Raw genomic sequence first — 19513 nt, 5'->3', positions numbered from 1 at the left:
TAGCTATTTAAAAATATGACTAAACGCCTAGTAATTTAGCAAGGGCAAAGTAAAATATGGCCGATGATATCGCAGCTGCAGGCAGTGTGATGAGCCAAGCTAAGATGATAGGTCTTACCATTTTCCAGTTTGCATTTTTATTTACGATACCGATACCCAAAACCGCGCCTATTAGGATATGCGTCGAGCTAACTGGTATGCCAAGCTTTGTAGCTAGAAGTATTACGATACTTGAGGCAAGCTCCGCGCTAAAGCCAGTCGTAGGTAAAATTTCAGCTAGTTTTGAGCCGATAGTAGTGATCACCTCTTTGCCTAAAAACCAAAGTCCAACGACAAGCGAGATGCCAAAGGTTACCATTGCGATGCTAGGTATCGGCGAGCTTTCGTTTATAGAGCCAGTCTTTAGCACATCAAGCACAGCAGCAAATGGTCCAACTGCGTTTGCAATGTCGTTTGCGCCGTGTGAAAATGCAAAAGATGAAGCGGTAAAAATTTGAAACCATGAGAAAATTCTATTGATGCTCTTTTCGCTATCGTTTTTACTCATAACGTTTATGATAGCAAGGCTTGCAAGATACGCTAGAGCTCCGATGACGAAGATGATCCAGACTGTTTGGATGATGCTAAAGGCTAAATTTATATGCTCAAGCCCTTTAAAAAGCATCATTGATGAGATGACCATTGCGGCAAATCCAGCGATGATCGGGATGTGCTTTTTCATCGCCTTAAAGGTATCTATCTCTTTTTCGCTATCTTTCATGATGCGAATTTTTGAGCGGTATTCGCTGTATTCAGTGGTTTCGATCTCGTCCTCATCGATAACTGCGATCTTTGAAAGAGTGGCTATCTGCTCCTCAGCTGGCTTTGTTTTAAGCGCTTTTATGAAGCTTTCTTTATAAGCTTTTCTCTCAGCTTTTAACGCTTTTAAATTTGTCTTTAGCTCGTGCGTTGGCTCGATTATTTTGCTCTTTACATAGCCAAATATAATGTAAGACATCACACCGCCAAGCAGTGGCGAGATGACCCAGCTAACGGCGATCCTGCCGATCTCACCCCAAGAGACCATATTAAATGGCTCAGGATCTTTTATCATAAATCCCATAGCAAGTCCTGCGCCAACGATACCGCCCACAATAGAGTGTGTGGTCGAGACTGGCAGACCTTTTTTGGATGCGTAAAATAGCCAAAGACCTGAGCTTAGAAGGGCTGAGATCATGATGATGACAAATTTCATCGGGTTTAGATCGCTTGGAAATTTCACGATCTCGTTTCTAATGGTATTTGTAACCTCAGATCCTGCAAATATCGCGCCGCTAAGCTCAAAAATGGCTGCGATGACAAGAGCTTGTTTTAGTGTGAGTGTTTTTGCGCCGACGCTTGTGCCAAAGCTGTTTGCAACGTCATTTCCGCCGATATTAAACGCCATAAAAAGACCAAACATGCCAGCGATCAAGAATAAAAAGTAGTTATTTGCCGGGATGTATTGATAGCCCCAGACGAAAAATCCAACGCTGCAAATCGCAAAAATAACTAACGCCAAGAAGTTATCTCGAAGCAATCAAGCCCCCTTGTAAGAGTTTTTGGCAAAATTATATCTTGAAAATTATTAAAGTTTTTAGAATTTTCTCACTTTAAATGATACTAAATTATCATATGTTAGAATTTGGCAAAAATATTAAGGATAAATTTTGGTTATAGCGATCGATCTTGGCTCAAACACCTTTCGCGTGGCACTTATAAAAAAGGTGCAAAATGGCTTTAGCAACGAGCAAATTTATGAAAAAATAGTTGGAGCTGCAAGGGGCTTAAACGAAAGTGGCAAGATAGGCTTTGAGGCTAAAAATAGGCTTTTTGAAGCGATAGCAGAGGCTAAAAGCAAATTTGACTTTACTAAATTTAAATGTGTGGCGGTTGCGACCGAGGCATTTAGAGTGGCATCAAATAGCGAAGAAATTTTTAGTGAGATAAGAGAGAAATTTGGCATAAATTTTCATATCATTGACGGGCAAGCTGAAGCAAAACTTACATTTTTAGGCGTGCAAAATGCCTTAAAAAAGCTTGGCATAAATGATAAATTTAGCCTGATCGACATCGGTGGTGCAAGCTCAGAGATAGGCGAAGATGGAAAATTTATAAGCTTTAAATTTGGCATCATCACCTTTTACGAGAGGTTTAAAATGCTTGATCTGATGCAAGAAAATGCAAAAATTTATACAAAAGAGGCAAGGGAATTTTTAACAAGCCTTAACAACAGGCTTATCGTGCTAACTTCTGGCGTGCCGACCACTATCGCAACACTAAAGCTTGGGCTAAACTACGAAAGCTACGATCCAAAAAAAGTGAGCGGATATGAGCTTAAAAATGACGATCTTGCTTGGTTTATAAATGAGCTTTTAAAGATGGATGACAAAAGCGCTGATGTGGCGGTTGGAAGAAGTAGAAAGTATCCGCTCATCGCTGGAACGCTGCTTTTAAAGGAGCTACTAAACGGGCAAAATGCGAAATTTATAGTAATAGATGACGGGCTTAGAGAGGGCGTTGGGGCGGCTTATCTGCAAGGCTTATTTCAAGAAATTATCACGAAATTTTAGTTATGATTTCAAAAATTTAAAGGAGAGAAAATGAGCATAAGAGAGCAAATTTTGGCCGACATAAAAGAGGCTATGAAAGCAAAAGATGAGTTTAAAAGAGACACCTTAAGGACGCTAAATGCAGCACTTAAACAGGTCGAAGTCGATCAAAGGATCGAGATGACTGACGAGGTCGTGCTCCCGCTACTTCAAAAAGAGATCAAAAAGAGAGCTGACTCGGTTGAGCTCTATCTAAAGGGAGCAAGAGAGGACCTAGCTAAAAAAGAGCAGAGCGAGATCGAGCTTATCAAGGCATATCTACCAGCTCAGCTAAGTGATGATGAGCTAAAAGAGAAGATTAAAAGTATCATTGAAAAGGTTGGTAAAAATTTAGGCGCTGTGATGAAAATGGCAAAAGATGAGATCGGAGCGAGCGCTGAAGCAAAACGCATAAGTATGATCGCAAAAGAGCTTTTGGCTTAAATTTTAAATACACTTTCTCAAAGCCTGTGCGTTAAATTTAATGTGCAGGCTTTAAAAATACTTCATTTTACATAAAATAGTGCGTATTATTTTACATAAAAACAAATTTTAGATAGAGTAAATTATAAATTTGGGCTAGTGTGGTTTTAAATTTATGTCTTGGAGTAGGGATTTAATTTTAACTATTTTTTGAGGCTTCAAATTTACAATCATTTTAGATTTGGTAGAAACAAAGAAAGGTTTATAAATTTGACTAAACGGTTATCAAATTTAAATTTATATTTTTAAAGTGGTGGTTAAGTTTAATCTTTTACTTTAAAACTAGAAATAAAACTCTACAGATTTTAAATTTGAAAAAAATTTGGTTTTACTAGTGCTAAGAAGTAAAATTTAAAGTAGAAAGTTGACTAAATTTGAGCTTTTGTTCTACAGCGACCAACTCATAAATTTGAAAATAAAATTTTCTATAGTTACTAAATTTATTTACACTTTAAAGAACAGAATTTAAAGTGGCAAGCTGGATAAATTTAAACTTTACTTTAAAATAATCATCTCACCACAAGATTTAAATTTAAAAATAAAAACTTTTAAAAGCAGAATTTAATGAAGCCTAATTAAATTTTTAACCTTGTTTTGTAGTGAAGAACTCGTAAATTTAAAAACAAAATCTCTTAAATTTACAGACCTTTTAAAACATACGCTCAAAACAAATCTAGCTAACCCTGACCTTATTTGATATATAAATTTAAAAAGCTAGACCCAAAGCGAGTCTAGCAAATTTGAAGTTATTTTGAAGCGACCATTTCGTTGTATGAGTTAAATATCTCTCTGCTAAGATCTTCGAGCTTTCTAAACTCAGTGACAAAATGTTTTAAATTTTTCTCGTTATAGCCCTTGCCAGCTTCTGTTAAGATGGCTTTGATGTTTTTGTTAAACTCATCAACTAAATGGCGTGATTTCTCGTATGTTTTAGTGTGGCTAAAGCTCTTTGCACACTCATTTTCATACCATGCTACAAGATCATCTGCGTCTTTTGCTATATCATCGCCGTAACCTTGCTCATTTACAGTGTCTGAATAAACACCCACTTTATAGACGATGATAGCTATCTTTGCGATGATGCCAAAGGTCTTGTCTTCTACATATTTTGATCTTTGAGCTGTCTCTTTTGCATTTTGATTAAAGCTAGCTAAAGTTTGCTTGAAATTTTCGACATTTGCTGTAGCGATCTTTGAAATTTCATCTATCTTTTTAGAGTTTTCATCTATATCTTTGGCTTCTTGCTGAAGTGTTTGGATATTTACGCCGATCTCGTGTGTCGCTTTTTGGGTATTTTCAGCTAGTTTTCTAACCTCATCAGCGACAACTGCAAAGCCGCGTCCATGCTCACCCGCTCGAGCTGCCTCGATAGCCGCGTTTAGAGCTAGTAAATTTGTCTGCTCAGCTATATCTTTTATCAAATTTACAACCGAAGTGATGTCATCTGTTCTGCTATTTAGCGTGCTTATAGCGTGGCTCGAGCCCTCTATCAGCTCCTCAAGCGAGCTCATATTTACGCTTAGTTCATTGATGCTTTGCGTCGTATCCTCAGCGATCCTAGCCGTATCTTGTGCCATGTGCGCCATTTGGCTTAGGTTTTTGATGCTCTCATTTAGATCGTTTCTAACATCTTCTATGCCGTCATTGCCATTGCCAAGTGTGTCGAGCTCTTTTGAAAGTAGGCCTCTTACTTTACTTTTGTGACTATCTTTTATACCAGTTACGCCGTTGCTCATAGAGATGGCATTTTGTTTAAATATACCGCGAAATCCCTCTGTAAAGATATTTCTATATGTTAGTCCGCTTTGAGCAGCGTCTATTGAGGTTGAAATTTCTCTTTGAAGTGCCTCAACTTGATCAAGCAAGTCATTTATACCAAGTGCTACTTCATAAAGAGGGTCATTTTCTTTTACATTTACTATCCTAGGCTCTAATATGCCGTTTCTAGCTGAGCCTACTACGCTTAAAATTTCATTTATAGAGTCAAGTTTTTTTCCAAACATCTTATAGCCTTTGTAGGTTATTTACAAATTCATCATAACTTATGTTTTTTTCTTTTAAAAATTCAGTTAAAAATTTCATCGAAGCATCCATGCCACCGCTCTTTTCTACCGATAACAAATTTTGATATATAGGCTCTATTATCTCAATCGCCTTTGGATTTGGCTTGCGCCTAACTGAGTAGTAGCCAACTGGATTGTTTTGCACATCAAGCGAAGTTGTGATATTTGCAAAAACCCAGTAGTACCCGCCATCAAAGCTTTTGTTTTTAACATAAGCGAAAATTTCTTCTTTATTTTTTATGCGCTCCCAAAGTAGCTTAAAAACAGCTCTTGGCATATCTGGGTGTCTTATGATGTTGTGAGGCTTACCCAAGACTTCAGCTTGTTTAGCTCCAACTATCTTTAAAAATGGCTCATTACAATACGTAATACGTCCTTTTAAGTCGGTCTTTGAGACCAAAAAGGCGCTCTCTTCGACCATGTGTTCTTTGTTTTCAGACATATTCTCTCCTTTAAGATTTTAATTATTTTAATTTTTAACGGCTTTTGATAGATCCCACATCGGTAAAAATATACCAAGAGCTAGTAAAAGCACCATACCTGCTATAAAAACAAGTAAGATAGGCTCTATATAGTTTGAGATGTTATCAATAATATCGTTAAATTTCATCCTGTAATAATCAGTTACTTTTCCTATCATATCATCCAAGCTACCGCTTTGCTCGCCAGCGCTTATCATCTGTATGAGCATATTTTCATATAAATTTGTATCTCTAAAAGCCTCTGTTAGGCTAACACCCCTACCAACAAGTATCTTAACGCTACTTAGCTTCTTTTTGATATCCTTGTTTGAAACCGTTATCACAGCCGTATCAAGGGCATCTGCTATAGGCAAACCAGCTCGAACAAGCTCTGTAAAGATGAGGTTAAACCTGCTCATATTCGAATAAAATATGATCTTGCCGATGAGATAGACTTTCAAAAGGTATTTATCGACCTTATCTTGAAATTCTTCACTCTCAAGGTAGTATTTTCTAAGCAAATATCCGATAAACGCAAGTGCTCCAAGGATATAAAAGCCGTAGTTTGTCATGACGTATTCGATATTTAGCAAAATTTTAGTTGGCAGTGGTAGCTCTGCATTTAACTGCTCGAAAATTTCTCTAAACTGCGGCACAACAAGTATCATAAGGATGACAAAGGCTATGATGATCGCGCAGATGACTGTTATCGGATAGCGGATAGCTTTTTTAAATTTTTGCTGATTGTCCCAGACCTCTTGCAAGATAGAGGCAAGCTTTGCAAGCGCGTCAGCCATATTACCAGTGCTTTCCCCTAGTCTTATCATCGCAAGCGTCACGTCGCCTAGCTCTTCTTTAAAATTTTCTATACTATTTGTGAGGCTTGAGCCTTGATTTAGCTCCTCATCTATAGTTTGAAATATAAATTTAAGGCGCTTATCCTCGGTGGAGTTTGCAACCTCTTTAATGCTATCGTGGATAGAAATTCCAGCATTTGTCATAACGCTAAGCTGCCTTATGGTGGCTACTAAATTTGGGATTTTCACCTTTGGATTAGTAAAAGCCTTTGCGATCACGTTTTGTAAATTTTCAAAGTTATTTATGCTAGAAGTTTGCGTCTCTTTGATCTTTACGATCATACCAGTAACATTTGCTTTGTCTTTGATCTCGCTTTTATTGTTCGCTCTTAGGCTCATCTTATGGCGTTTGCCGTTTTGGATGTACTCAACCTCAAAGTATTTCATATCTTAGCAACCCTATAAACTTCTTCAAGCGTGGTTATGCCATTTGCTGCCCTTATGACACCATCATGAAACATATCTATAAAGCCCTCTTCGCAAGCAACGCTTTTAAGCTCATCTTTAGAAGCGCCATTTGCGACCATGCTTGCTATATGGTCACTAATAGGTAAAATTTCACTTATCATCTCACGTCCCAAGTATCCTGTTTGTGAGCATTGCGGACATCCGACGCTTTTGTAAAACTGATAGTTTTCAGGGACAAATTTCTTAACCTCGTCAAATGCCTTTTGAGATAGTGTGATCTTTTGTTTGCAGTGTGGGCAGAGCTTTCTAACAAGCCTTTGAGCCTCTATACAAACGAGCGCGCCACTTACTAGATAAGGCTCGATGCCCATATCTATCATACGAGGAAGCGCGCTTATGGCGTCGTTTGTGTGAAGCGTAGAAAAGACAAGGTGACCAGTAAGTGCCGCTTGTATCGCTATGCGAAGCGTCTCTTGATCCCTGATCTCGCCTATCATTATGACGTCTGGATCTTGCCTCAAGATAGAGCGAAGAGCTGAGACAAAGGTAAGTCCAGCCTTTTCATTTACATGCACTTGTTGGATCATATTTAGCTGGTATTCGACCGGATCTTCAACTGTGATGATCTTAGTTTTTACGCTTTTTATATCATTTAGCGCACCGTAAAGTGTCGTAGTCTTACCTGATCCTGTTGGACCAGTGACTAGAATGATACCATAAGGCGCTTTCATGCTCTTTTTAAATTTAGCGAAATTATCTGGATGCATACCAAGATCTTCTAAATTTATAATGACCTTTGACTTATCCAAAATCCTTAAAACTATACTTTCACCATTTAAGATAGGTAGCGTCGAGATACGAAAATCATACTCTTTGTCTAAAATTTGAGCTGAAAATCTACCATCTTGTGGGCGGCGGCGCTCTGCGATGTCCATGTTTGATAGTAGCTTCATACGGCTAACCATCGGCGGATAGATATCTTTATCAAATATAAATGTCTCGCTTAGCATGCCATCGATCCTGCTTCTTACGATGCAGTTTGTTTCGGTTGGCTCGATGTGGATGTCGCTGGCTCTACTTTGGATAGATGTTTTTAAGATGATCTCTATTAGCTTTAAAATTCCAGAGTTTTCAGTGTTTTGACCTTGACTAGCTGAGCTTGAAAGCTCTCTTCTGATCTCTGTTATCACATCTTTTATGCTCTCATTTAGCGCTAGCTTGCTTATATATTTTTCTATCTGAGTTGGCTGAGCGATGGCAACTTTTAGTAGTTTTCTATTAAATAAATTTTGCACCTTATCTTGAGCGATAACATCAAATGGGTTTTTAAAAGCGACATATACGCTTATCTCATCCTCTTTTACTGGGATCGCGCTATATGTCTTTAGCTGAGCAGTGCTTAGCTTTTCGCTGATGCGGTAGTCGATATCGATATCATCAAGGTCAAAGTATAAAACCTTAAATTTCTCGCTTATAAATTTAACAAAAGCCTTTATATCAAGCTCAAGATCGTTTGAAATTTCATCGATATTTACATGTCCTCTTCTATAAATATCAGACAAAATTTCCATAAAATCTTCATCATTTAGTAAATTTTCATCTCTTAAAATTTTAACAAGACCTTTGCCTTCTTGCTCGCTTATCTGTTTTATCTTTTCTATATCTGATGTGCTTAGTTTGCCGTTTTGTTCTATATTTTTTAAGATTACATTTTCTACATTTTTCATTATCTATACTCTATTTGCGATTTCAGGTCGTTATTTTTAAAAATTTTAAGCACTAGCTTTGGTATTTGTCCATTTGTTGGGCTTATCTCATATCTTGTGTCAGAATTTGGCTCTTCAAAGATAAATGTGCCAAGCTCTTCGACATACTCTTTTTTTACAAATTTATCAAACAAAAATGAAAGTATATAATCACTCTTTGGAAGCCTGATATAGCTTATATCAACGCCATCTATCATAGCGTGAAATAAGAGCTTTTTCTTAAATAAGATGTCAGCAAAATAGGCAGCATTTTCTCTTGATTTTTCGCTCTTTACTAGCTTATCAATCGGAGTTGCTAACCTGTTTAGATCGTTCATCTTTATGCAAGCGATGCCAAACATAGAAATTTGCTCTTCGTTATTTTGTGTTTTTAAAAATTCCTCAACCTTTTGGTTGCAGACTTTTGCATAGTTTGCGCTATTAAAGTCATCCCTTATCTCAGTCAGGCTAACAGCAAAAACTTCACAAACAAAAACCAAAAAAATAACAAAAAATTTCATAATGTTCCACTTTTTATCTTATTTATAAGCTCATTTATCGAAGCTTTGTTTAAGTTTTTATTATACTCTCTTAGAGCTTTGACGGCATCATCACTTTGCTTTAGCTTATATTTTGACTTTGCAAAGATGATCCACGACTCCTCTAGGCTATTATCTATATCGTTTGCAGCAAGCGACCACTTTATAGCTTCTTTGAAATTATTATTTCTAAAATTTAATCTAGCAAGCTCAAGTGCGATAGTTGGATTATTGGTTTTTAAAAACTGCTCTCTTAACACGCTCTCTTCATTTGATGCTGAAGTTACTTGTATATTTACACGCTTTCTAGCTGGTTTTGACTCAAGATCTATCACTTCATCTTGTGGCACGCTTATGCCGTTTATGCCATTTTGTTCAGTAAGTGGCTCTTCATCAGGGATGTTTAGCTTAAGCCAACCTTGTGAGTTTCTTTGCCTTTTTTGGTCATTTTTTGAAGTATCGTTTGTTTCGTTTATCTTTACGACCTCTTCTAGCTTTTTAGCTATCTTGTCAGCTAGCTCATCTTGCTTTTTACCCTCTTCAAATTTAGCTTTAGCAACCTCGCTCTTTTGCTTTAGCTCGCTAAGAATGCTTGCATTTGTTTCGTTTTTTTCTACCATTTTTACTGCGGTTGCATTTTTGGCTAAAATTTTATCGCTTTTACTAGCAAGGCTTGGAGTTTTCTCTATGCTTAGCGCTATCAATGCAGCCAGCAAAATGATGATAAGTAAAAGCTCGATGATTAAAATTTTAGAGTTTTTGGCATTAAAAATTTTATGCAAAAAGCCACCATTTTTTTTCTTGTAGCTTTCATAAAGCTTTTCTAGTCTTTGAATTTCTTGTGGTTCAAGCATCGATTAGCCCAGCATCAAGTGCAGCCATGGTGAGTATCATGGTATTTGCCTTATCACCGCTAAGCTTTGAAGGCTGATACTGCTCGTAGTATTCGCAAATTTCATAGAATTTATACATGATCTTGTTTAGCGTTCTTAAATTTCCACCGCAAAATGAGTAGGCGCACTCGTAGTCTTTTTTCTCAAATTTAAGATATTTGTCATAGTTTTTTTGACTAAGCTTTCTTTGCAAGTAGATGATGATCTCATTTACATCAGCGCTACTTAGCTCGATGCTCTCCCAGATCCTAGTCTGAAAATAATCTTTTGCCAAAATATCTTCGTTTTCAGTTTTGTGTATCGTAAAGAGAAATTTAAACATCCTAGTATCAGCCATAAGCCTTATCTTCTCAATAAGCTCAGTCGGATAGAGCTGCGCTTCATCTAGGATAACCGTCATTTGATTTTTTAAAATTTCATCTTTATTGCTAAAGTCTTTTGAATAAAATTTTATAAAGCTCTCGAAGTTGTTTATATCTTCAAGCTTTTTGCCATAAATTTGCTCACAAAGTGCCTCGATAAATGTCGCCTCACTAAAAAATGGATGCGGGAAAAAGATGAGACTTTTATCCTCTTTTAGATCATTTGCGATCTTGTTTAGCAAAAAGGTCTTGCCGCTACCTGGCTTGCCATAAAACAAGATGAGCTTAAGTGGCTTTTTTAGAGCTAAAACTATCTTGTTGTAGCAGCTTATAGAGTTGTCTAAATTTACGAAATTTAAACTCTCGTCTTCATCTATAAAAACATCTTTTATATGTGTATAAATATTTTCGTTACTCATAGATCGATTTAGAAAATCCTAGATCTTTTAGCGACTGCTGAACTGGTTTTGGATCTTCAAGATCAACAACTCTTGGCGTGATGACAAAGATAAGCTCAGTAGTTTTTACGCCATCTCTTGTGCTTTTAAAGACGCTTCCTATCAAAGGTATGTCAGCTAGAAGTGGCACGGCTGTATTTTGCTTATTTTTAGTCTGTCCGATAAGTCCGCCAAGTATGATAGTATCGCCACTATTTACCTGAACTACGGTTGAGAGCTTTTTCTGAACCGTATCAGGGGCGATCTCTCTAATGGCTGTATTTTGTGATCTTATATCGTCTTCTGCATACTTAAAGCTGCTTAAGCTTGGGTTGATGCGAAGCATGATCTTGTTGTTATCTGAAACTTCTGGAAGCAAATTTAACAAGATACCGATAAATACAGAGTATTGTTTATAAGTTGTTGTAAGCCTGTTGTTATTGTTATTGTTGCTACCATTATCCGTCTCTTCCATTACGCGGTAGTTTATATTATCGCCCACAGAGATTAGTGCTTGTTGGTTGTTTAGAGTGGTTACTTTTGGACTTGAAACGACCTTTGTTTTGCCATTTGTTTCAAGGAAATTTATCATACCATCAAGGCTAAAGTTTAAATTTGCAGCGATATTTAGTGTGCGACCAAAGCCATCGCTTAAGCTGTTGCCCTTGTTTGTCCAGCTTGCACTTGAGCCGGTGCTAGAGCCTTGATTGCCGATATATGAGTTAAATCCAAGCTCAAATTTACTCCAATCAACACCTTGCTTATACTCATTATTTAGATCAACTGCGATGATAGAAACATCGATGATGACTTGTTTTTTAAGTCTTCTTTGCATCTCAGCTATATATTTTTCAACGCGTTTTAGCTGTGATGGGGTAGCTGTAACCGTGATAAGTCCAGCATTTTGGTTTATGATAGGATCTGGTGCGGTGATGTGCTCACTACTATTATTTAAGATAGCTTTTAGCTCAGCGTCAAGCTTCTCCCAGAAGTCAAATTTCTCAGTTGTTCTTATCAAGTTGTTTTCATTTTTTATGTCATTTGATCTAGTATCACTGCTTGAGCTATTGCCTACTTCTGACGGAGAGGCATCAACTGAAGCTTTTGTGATAGCTGTGCCCTCACGGATAGAGGTTATATAGTCTATTTTAAAAATTTTTGTTTGAAGCGATGAGATTTTTAAGACATTATTTGAAAACTCATAGCTTAAATTTTTCTCATTTAAAAGCAGATCAAAGACCTCGCTTAGGCTCATGTTTCTTATATTTACGCCAAAGACTTTATCATCAAGTTCTTTTTTGCTATAAGCATCTTTTGCAACGATACTAAAATCACACATTTCAGAGAGCTGATTTAAAACATCGCCAAGACTTATATCGTCTGTGATCTTCATGCTAAAATTTTTACTCAAGCATGTGCTTGGTTTTGCCATTATAGGGGTAGCTAAAAATGAAGCCAACGCCGCAGTTATAATAAATTTACTTAATTTTGATACCAACATTTTTACTTCCATTTTTAAGAGTTAGTTCTTGTTTTTCATCATCTTTAACGATGATAACCTTGCTATTTTGAACACTTGTGATATTGCAATATCTCCCACTTTATACCACTTGCCATTTATATTTGCTTTATTTAGCAAAATGGCCTTTAGTATAAACCCTCTTGCAGAAGAGTATTTTGTAGTGTTTTGATCGCCTTTTGAGGCAACTGGCAAATTTAGCTTGAAAGGATCTTGTAAGCTAGAAATTTCACCGCTATTAAGCCCTTTTCTTTGCTCCTTTATCTTAACAAAAACTTCATCATAGTTTTTCATCTCGCCTTCAAACTCATTGCCAAATAGACTTAGAGCTAAAATTAAAAATAAACCAAATTTTTTCATCAGTACTTCATACCCCACACTGAGATAGAAAGCTTAGCTCCTAGATCTTTTTGAGTGGAATTTATATCCATTTTGTGAAGATCTACTACGAGTTTTGACTCTTCAAGTCCGTTTATATAGCTAAGCATATCTTTAAAATTTCCAAGGCAAGTGACATCTATATTTAAAATTTGCTCTATCTTTTGGAAATTTGGCTCTTTTATATCGCTTTTAAGCTCTAAAATTTTTATATTATTTTGTTTTGCCAAAAGCACGATACTATCTATATAGTTTGCCCAGTTTTGATTGTCAAAAAGCAAAAATGAAAGCTCTTTAAGCTTTGAGTCAAAATAGGTATTAAATTTCAAAATATTCGTGTAGCGTAGTTTTAGATTGCTTAAATTTCTATTTTCTTCATTTATCTTGAAATTTCTATCGCCATCAGGGGAGCTCACTGAGGCTAGATAGTTTCTAGTGTTTTCTAGCTTTGTAGAAATTCTCGTATGTTTATCAAGCTTTTCATCAAAGAAATTTTGCGCAGGATCAAAGCATAGCATATAAACAAGATAAGCTATGATAAGCGCTGAGCCAAGAAAAATAAGGTTTGTTTCGTTTGGCTTTTTGCTATCAAAGTATTGATCCATTTTGCTTAAAATATCTTGTCTCATTGTCTAATCTCTATGCTTATATTACTTTCATACTCGTGTTTAGCGTCATCGGAGCGAATTTTTTTAGTATTTACCAAGTATTTTTCATCTTTGCTGATATCTTTGATCAACTGGGTTATCCTTTTTTCATTATCGCTAACTGCAGTTATAGTCAAATTTCTATCGTTATTTACGATGTTTGTGATATGAACTGCGTTTAGATTTAAAATATCGGTAATTTTAAAAAGATTTAAACCCTTCATAGCGTAATTATCTTTTTTATTTTCGATCTCAGCAAGCAAACCTTTTCTGAAATTTAGCTTTTCATTCTCTTTTTGAGTTTGCTCTTTTACCGCTTCTTGTTCTCTTGAAATTTTAGCTAGCGTCTCTTTTATCTGCATCTCTTGTGCGTTTAGGACGCTATATTCGTCATTTAGTCTTGCGCTGTCTTTTTCTAAAACAAGACCAGCTATGTAGTTGTAAGCTGGATATAACATACTTAGCGCAAATGCCGCAGCGCAAGTGAGCAAGAATTTGCCACTTTTTCTTTTGACAAATGGATCTGGACGAAGCATATTTGAGAGATTAAAATTCTCATAAAATGGCTCTTTGGTATAAAATCTACCAAATAAAGCCATAACGTTATAACGCTCGTTTATAGTATAGTTTTTGTTGTTTATCGCAACTTTTATGTTTATATACTCTGCATCTAAACCAAGTTTGGTTGAGATGAAATTTGCAAAATTTTTGATCTCATAGTCGCAATCTATGTAAATATTTTTAATTGTTATTTGATAGTCTCTATTTATTATATTTATAATGTCATTTATATAAAAAACACAATCTTCAAAAATGGCGTTTAGATCATAATTAAAATCATTTCTATCTTTATTTATAAGACCACATTGAGATAATATCTCCTGAAATCTCTTGCTATCTAGACGCTCACCACTTTGTTCGAAAAACCTATTATTTAAATAAGATAATGTATAACGAATTTTCTTTGAGGTTAAAAATTCTCCATCTGTATAGACGCTTAAAAAAGACTCTTTATCTTTTAAAGTAACAAAACAATCAACTTGAGTACTAACAAGCAAACCCTTTTTGTAAAGAACAGAATAGAGTAATGGCTCTGGCACCATGCAATCTATATATGGGATTTTTTTAGCTATATTTTTAAAAATTTGTTTTAAAGCATCATTTTTTACAATGAAAACATTAAAAAATCTATCATCACTTTGGAGAACTCTATTTTCAATATAACATACTTTATAATCTATAGTGGGATCAAGTTGAAATTCCTCATAATATTTCTCAACTATTTCGTTTTCCAAATATTCATCTTCAATACTTCTAGATATCTTAAGTGTCGCTGTTTTTAGGCTTTCATACTCGATATATGAAATAAAAAAATCATGCTTATTTACTGTTTTTAAAAAGTTAAAAGCTTCTACTTTACTATTGTGGTAACGAAATCCTTTGTAATCATACGGATCTACTACGATAACAGAATTTTTATCATTTTTTATAATTTTTGCCATATATTAAAACCATCTTACAAAATTGCAGAAAATATTTTAATATCTTCAAAATAAAAAATCAATAGCCGATTATCTGATTTAGGCTCTTTTCTTCTTTACTCCAGCCTTTTTTAACGACTACATCGAGCTTTAGAAAGACCTTTGTGTTTGTTAAATTTTGTATTAACTTTCTTGCAAAAATTCCAATTCTTTTAATGGTTTCGCCATTTTTCCCGATGATCATGCTTTTGTGGATGTCACGCTCCGTGATGATGCTAGCATAAATTTCAGTTATACCTGTTTTTTCTTTTACGCTTTTTATGATCGCATCGCTAAGATAAGGGATCTCGTCACTTAAATTTTCATAGATCGCTTCAAGTATAAATTCTCTAAAAATTTCCTTCTCATTTGTCGGCGTGAGAAATTCTGGATCATAAAAGTACTCATGCTCTGGCAAAAGCTTGCAAATTTCATCAAGAAGCGGCTTTTTATAGGTAGGCTGTTTGGTGCTAAAAGTAAGAAGTGCTGCAAATTTATCTTGAAATTTTTGATACTGAGTGATCTTTTCAAGCACTTTTGCGTTTGAGCTCTCATCGACTTTTGTTAGCACTAAGATGTGTGGTTTTTCAGGATTTAGAGCTAGAAATTTCTCGTAGTCGCTTGTATCATCATGGATAGGTGCTAAAAATACGATGAGATCGCAGTCTCCCATCGATTTTATAGCTTGGCTTATTAGCAGTTGATTTATCACCTTGTTGCTTTCGTGAAGCCCAGGTGTGTCGGTGAAGATGATCTGATCTTCACCGTTCATAACTATGCCATTTATCTTTCTGCGAGTTGCGTTTTGCTTGTGCGAGACAATGGCGATCTTTTCGTTCAACAAGGCATTTAAAAACGAGCTTTTGCCAGCATTTGTGCGTCCTATGATGCTAACAAAGCCTGATTTCAAAGTATGTACCTCGCTAGATCTTGATCCTCAACCACGTCTTTTAAGCGCTCTTTTACAAGCTCTTTTGTCACGTTTATATTCTCACCACTCTTTTCACTAGCCTCAAAGCTGATATCTTCTATCACGCGCTCGATCACCGTATGAAGGCGTCTAGCACCGATATCCTCCATCTTTTCATTTGCTGCGTGAGCGATCCTTGCTATCTCTTTTATCGCTTCATCGTCAAATTCTAGCTCGACATTTTCAGTTGAAAGAAGTGCGATATATTGTTTTAAAAGCGAATTTTTTGGCTGAGTTAAAATTTGATAAAGCGCGTCCTCATCAAGGCTATCAAGCTCGACTCTTAGTGGGAAGCGGCCTTGAAGCTCTGGGATGAGATCGCTTGGTTTGCTTATATGAAAGGCGCCAGCTGCGATAAATAAAATATGATCTGTCTTTAAATTTCCACATTTGGTATTTACATTTGAGCCCTCAACGATCGGCAACAAGTCTCTTTGCACGCCTTCTTTGCTTGGGTCTTGCCTGTTTGAGCTACCTGAGCCAACAGCAACCTTATCGATCTCGTCTATAAAGATGATGCCCTCGTTTTCAGCTCTTCTTAAAGCCTCAGTTTTTACGCTCTCAAGGTCTAAAATTTTATCATTTGCCTCGCTTTGAAGGGCTTTTTTAGCGTCTTTTACCTTCATCTCTTTTTTGATGTTTTTGCCACCGATGCCAATTATCTTTATAAAACTCTCTTGCATCTGTGCCATGTCAGGTGGTACGTTTAAGCCAGCTTCAAGTGGGTTTTGCTGCACCTCTATCTCGATGCTTAGCTCGTCAAGTTCTCCGTTTCTTAGCCTATTTAGCATCTTGTCATAGCTCTTAGCGTATTCTGCTTGCTTCTCTTCGCTAGCACCTTTTGGCAGTGGTGGAAGTAGCTTTGAAACGATCTTTTCTTCGATGTAGGCGTTAATTTTGTCTTGATTTTTCTCACTTTGCTCGTTTTTTACGAGATTATATGATGCCATTGCAAGGTCTCTTACCATACTTTCAACGTCACGACCAACAAAACCAACCTCGGTATATTTGCTAGCCTCGACCTTGATAAAAGGCAATCCCATCATCTTTGAAAGACGCCTTGCGATCTCGGTTTTACCAACGCCAGTTGAGCCGATCATCAAGATATTTTTTGGCATGATGTCATCTTGCAAGCTCTTTTCAAGCTTCATACGGCGATAGCGGTTGCGAAGTGCGATCGCTATGATCTTTTTGGCGTCCTTTTGACCGATCACATAGTCATCTAAAAATTTAACAATTTCTCTTGGTGTTAAGTTCATTTTCTCTCTTATTCTAAAACATAAGTTTTAATGTTTGTATTTGTATAGATGCAAATTTCGCCAGCGATCTTGAGGCTCTCTTTGACTAGCTCCTCTTCGTCGATATCGGCAAATTTATCTAGGGCACGAGCCGCTGAAAGTGCGTAGTTTCCGCCGCTTCCGATAGCTGCTATCTTGCCATCTTCAGGTTCTACTACATCTCCAGTACCACTAAGTAAGAAAATTTTATCCCTATCAAGCACAAGCATCATCGCTTCAAGCTTTCTTAGATACTTGTCTTTGCGCCACTCTTTGCTAAATTCTATCACCGCCTTTAGCAAATCGCCCTTTGTATGTTCTAAATTTTTCTCAAACATATCAAAGAGATTAAACGCGTCAGCGGTGCTACCAGCAAAGCCAGCTAGGACTTTGCCGTTGTGAATTTTGCGGATTTTTACGGCGTTGCCTTTTAAGACGGTGTTGCCAAAACTCACCTGTCCATCGCCGCCGATGACCGCTTTATTTTTGCCTTTGTAGGCTAAGATGGTTGTCGCATGAAACATCTACTCTCCTTGCACATCAACCTTTAAGGTCGCATTTATCGAGTGCCCAAGTTTTATAGAGACGTCATAAAGACCAACTGCTTTTAGGTGAGTGTCCAGGTCGATAGCCTTTTTCTCAACTACCAAATGATGTGTCTTTTCAAGCTCTGCTGCGATCTCCTCTTTTGAAACTGAGCCAAAGAGCGAGCCATTTGCACCAAGAGTTTTTTTGACGACGACTGTCACTTTTGCAAGCTCTTCTTTAAGCTTTTCTAAATTTGCGATCTCATATTTTAGCTCTTCAGCCTTTCTTTTTTGAGCTGCTTCGTATTGACGAAGGACATCTGGAGTGGCTGCTTTTGCAAAGCCTTTGCCGATTAAGAAGTTATTGCCGTAGCCGTCTTTTACCTCTTTTATCTCGCCAGCTTTTCCAAGTCCTTTTACATCTTTTATTAATAATACTTTCATTTTTATCCTTTTTAAATTTTGTTTTTAGTCAAATTTTCGCCCATTTTTGCGTGCGATTATAAAGCGAAGTGCGTTTAGTTTGATAAATCCAGCTGCGTCTTTTTGATCATAAACGCTATCTTCTTCAAATGTGCAGTATGCCTCGCTAAATAGATTATCATTTTTACTGCTTCTGCCAAGGATAGTCACATTGCCTTTATAAAGCTCAACTTTTACAGAGCCATTTACGTGCTCTTGGCTCTTATCGATGAGTGCTTGGAGCATATTTCGCTCAGGCGACCACCAGTAGCCGTTGTAAACTAGCTCGGCATATTTTGGCATGATCTCATCTTTTAAGTGAGCTGCACCGCGGTCAAGTGTGATGCTCTCTATCGCTCTGTGAGCTTTTAGCATTATCGTGCCGCCAGGAGTTTCGTAGCAGCCACGGCTCTTCATACCAACTGAGCGGTTTTCTACGATGTCAAGTCTGCCGATGCCGTGTTTTGCGCCAAGGCGGTTTAGCTCGGTTAAAATTTCAGCTGGGCTCATTTTTTTGCCGTTTATGCTCACTGGATCACCTTTTTCATAGCCGATCTCGATGATCTCGCTCTTATCTGGAGCATCTTTTGGACTTACTGTCCATCTCCACATATCATCTTCTGGTGCGTGGCTTGGGTCTTCAAGCACTAGCCCCTCATAACTTATGTGAAGTAAATTTGCGTCCATTGAGTATGGGCTCTTGCCTGGTTTTTTGGTGATATCTATGCCGTTTTTCTCAGCGTATGCCAAAAGTTTTTCGCGGCTGTTTAGATCCCACTCGCGCCATGGAGCGATGATAGTTAGGTTGTCACCAAGTGCGTAGTAGCCGAGCTCAAAGCGAACTTGGTCGTTGCCTTTGCCTGTTGCTCCGTGGCTCACACCATCAGCGCCAACAAGTCTTGCGATCTCGCTTTGGCGTTTTGCTATTAACGGGCGCGCGATCGATGTGCCAAGTAGATATTCGCCCTCATAGATTGCATTTGCTCTAAACATTGGAAATACATAATCACGTACAAATTCTTCTCTTAAGTCTTCTATAAAAATATTTTCAGGTTTTACGCCAAGTGCTAGGGCTTTTTTGCGTGCAGGCTCTAGCTCTTCACCTTGTCCGATGTCAGCTGTAAATGTGACTACTTCGCATTTGTATTCGTCTTGGAGCCACTTTAAAATAATACTTGTGTCAAGTCCGCCTGAGTATGCTAAAACAACTTTTTTTACATCTTTTTTCATAGCTGTCCTTTTGTTGAAATGGTCGTATTTTAGCCTAAATTGATTAATCTTTAATAAATTAATCTAATTTCTAATGTAAGCATTATTTTAAAAACTCCCTAGCAGTTTTTATAGAAATTTATCATT

General features: G+C 37.0%; 18 protein-coding genes and 1 pseudogene. 2 read left to right on the top strand and 17 right to left on the bottom strand.

What is annotated here, in order from left to right; translation table 11 throughout:
- Positions 1 to 19 precede the first annotated feature (19 nt).
- Complete coding sequence (locus HMPREF1019_RS01200) at positions 20 to 1558, bottom strand: inorganic phosphate transporter (RefSeq protein WP_009293853.1); 1539 nt, start codon at positions 1556 to 1558, stop codon at positions 20 to 22.
- 130 nt (positions 1559 to 1688) lie between these two features.
- On the opposite strand from HMPREF1019_RS01200, the gene HMPREF1019_RS01195 reads away from it, so the two are divergent.
- Together HMPREF1019_RS01195 and HMPREF1019_RS01190 are read left to right on the top strand one after the other, a co-directional pair.
- Positions 1689 to 2591 carry a Ppx/GppA phosphatase family protein gene (locus tag HMPREF1019_RS01195; RefSeq protein WP_009293852.1) on the top strand — a complete coding sequence of 301 codons (903 nt, stop codon included), beginning with the start codon at positions 1689 to 1691 and terminating at the stop codon, positions 2589 to 2591.
- 30 nt (positions 2592 to 2621) lie between these two features.
- Positions 2622 to 3053: a GatB/YqeY domain-containing protein gene (locus tag HMPREF1019_RS01190; protein WP_009293851.1), complete on the top strand. Its 432-nt coding sequence runs from the start codon at positions 2622 to 2624 to the stop codon at positions 3051 to 3053.
- Between the two features lie 785 nt (positions 3054 to 3838).
- Here HMPREF1019_RS01190 and HMPREF1019_RS10615 read toward each other — a convergent pair.
- The 16 genes and pseudogenes from HMPREF1019_RS10615 to HMPREF1019_RS01110 all read right to left on the bottom strand — a co-directional run.
- A pseudogene (locus HMPREF1019_RS10615) lies at positions 3839 to 4558 on the bottom strand (methyl-accepting chemotaxis protein); the annotation flags it as partial.
- Between the two features lie 538 nt (positions 4559 to 5096).
- On the bottom strand, positions 5097 to 5597 hold the full coding sequence (locus HMPREF1019_RS01180; protein WP_009293849.1) for a PAS domain-containing protein: 501 nt from the start codon (positions 5595 to 5597) through the stop codon (positions 5097 to 5099).
- Between the two features lie 27 nt (positions 5598 to 5624).
- The gene (locus HMPREF1019_RS01175; RefSeq protein ID WP_009293848.1) at positions 5625 to 6860 is read right to left on the bottom strand and encodes a type II secretion system F family protein; all 1236 of its coding nucleotides are present in this window, start codon (positions 6858 to 6860) and stop codon (positions 5625 to 5627) included.
- On the bottom strand, positions 6857 to 8608 hold the full coding sequence (locus tag HMPREF1019_RS01170) for a GspE/PulE family protein (protein ID WP_009293847.1): 1752 nt from the start codon (positions 8606 to 8608) through the stop codon (positions 6857 to 6859). The genes HMPREF1019_RS01175 and HMPREF1019_RS01170 overlap by 4 nt, the downstream gene beginning before the upstream one ends.
- On the bottom strand, positions 8608 to 9147 hold the full coding sequence (locus tag HMPREF1019_RS01165; protein WP_009293846.1) for a hypothetical protein: 540 nt from the start codon (positions 9145 to 9147) through the stop codon (positions 8608 to 8610). Before HMPREF1019_RS01165 ends, HMPREF1019_RS01170 begins: the two co-directional genes overlap by 1 nt.
- Entirely contained in the window at positions 9144 to 10019 is an 876-nt protein-coding gene (locus HMPREF1019_RS01160; RefSeq protein ID WP_009293845.1) for a CDC27 family protein, read from the bottom strand. Before HMPREF1019_RS01160 ends, HMPREF1019_RS01165 begins: the two co-directional genes overlap by 4 nt.
- Positions 10012 to 10839 carry an ATP-binding protein gene (locus HMPREF1019_RS01155; RefSeq protein ID WP_009293844.1) on the bottom strand — a complete coding sequence of 276 codons (828 nt, stop codon included), beginning with the start codon at positions 10837 to 10839 and terminating at the stop codon, positions 10012 to 10014. Before HMPREF1019_RS01155 ends, HMPREF1019_RS01160 begins: the two co-directional genes overlap by 8 nt.
- Entirely contained in the window at positions 10832 to 12358 is a 1527-nt protein-coding gene (mshL, locus tag HMPREF1019_RS01150) for a pilus (MSHA type) biogenesis protein MshL (protein ID WP_009293843.1), read from the bottom strand. The genes HMPREF1019_RS01155 and mshL overlap by 8 nt, the downstream gene beginning before the upstream one ends.
- Positions 12359 to 12379: 21 nt before the next feature.
- On the bottom strand, positions 12380 to 12736 hold the full coding sequence (locus HMPREF1019_RS01145; protein ID WP_009293842.1) for a hypothetical protein: 357 nt from the start codon (positions 12734 to 12736) through the stop codon (positions 12380 to 12382).
- Positions 12736 to 13383 carry a hypothetical protein gene (locus HMPREF1019_RS01140; protein WP_009293841.1) on the bottom strand — a complete coding sequence of 216 codons (648 nt, stop codon included), beginning with the start codon at positions 13381 to 13383 and terminating at the stop codon, positions 12736 to 12738. Before HMPREF1019_RS01140 ends, HMPREF1019_RS01145 begins: the two co-directional genes overlap by 1 nt.
- Positions 13380 to 14903 (bottom strand): hypothetical protein, encoded by a 1524-nt coding sequence (locus tag HMPREF1019_RS01135; protein WP_009293840.1) that lies wholly within the window; start codon positions 14901 to 14903, stop codon positions 13380 to 13382. Before HMPREF1019_RS01135 ends, HMPREF1019_RS01140 begins: the two co-directional genes overlap by 4 nt.
- Positions 14904 to 14961: 58 nt before the next feature.
- On the bottom strand, positions 14962 to 15831 hold the full coding sequence (gene era / locus HMPREF1019_RS01130; protein WP_009293839.1) for a GTPase Era: 870 nt from the start codon (positions 15829 to 15831) through the stop codon (positions 14962 to 14964).
- Positions 15828 to 17150 (bottom strand): HslU--HslV peptidase ATPase subunit, encoded by a 1323-nt coding sequence (gene hslU / locus HMPREF1019_RS01125; RefSeq protein ID WP_009293838.1) that lies wholly within the window; start codon positions 17148 to 17150, stop codon positions 15828 to 15830. The genes era and hslU overlap by 4 nt, the downstream gene beginning before the upstream one ends.
- A gap of 8 nt (positions 17151 to 17158) precedes the next feature.
- Positions 17159 to 17692: an ATP-dependent protease subunit HslV gene (gene hslV / locus HMPREF1019_RS01120; RefSeq protein WP_002940451.1), complete on the bottom strand. Its 534-nt coding sequence runs from the start codon at positions 17690 to 17692 to the stop codon at positions 17159 to 17161.
- Positions 17693 to 18139, bottom strand: coding sequence for a 50S ribosomal protein L9 (rplI, locus tag HMPREF1019_RS01115; protein ID WP_009293837.1), 447 nt, complete (start codon positions 18137 to 18139; stop codon positions 17693 to 17695).
- A 24-nt stretch (positions 18140 to 18163) separates the two neighbouring features.
- Positions 18164 to 19387: an argininosuccinate synthase gene (locus HMPREF1019_RS01110; RefSeq protein ID WP_009293836.1), complete on the bottom strand. Its 1224-nt coding sequence runs from the start codon at positions 19385 to 19387 to the stop codon at positions 18164 to 18166.
- Positions 19388 to 19513: the final 126 nt, after the last annotated feature.

Source organism: Campylobacter sp. 10_1_50 (assembly GCF_000238755.1).
Lineage (GTDB): Bacteria > Campylobacterota > Campylobacteria > Campylobacterales > Campylobacteraceae > Campylobacter_A > Campylobacter_A concisus_R.
This window is presented reverse-complemented; position numbering and strand designations above follow the sequence as displayed.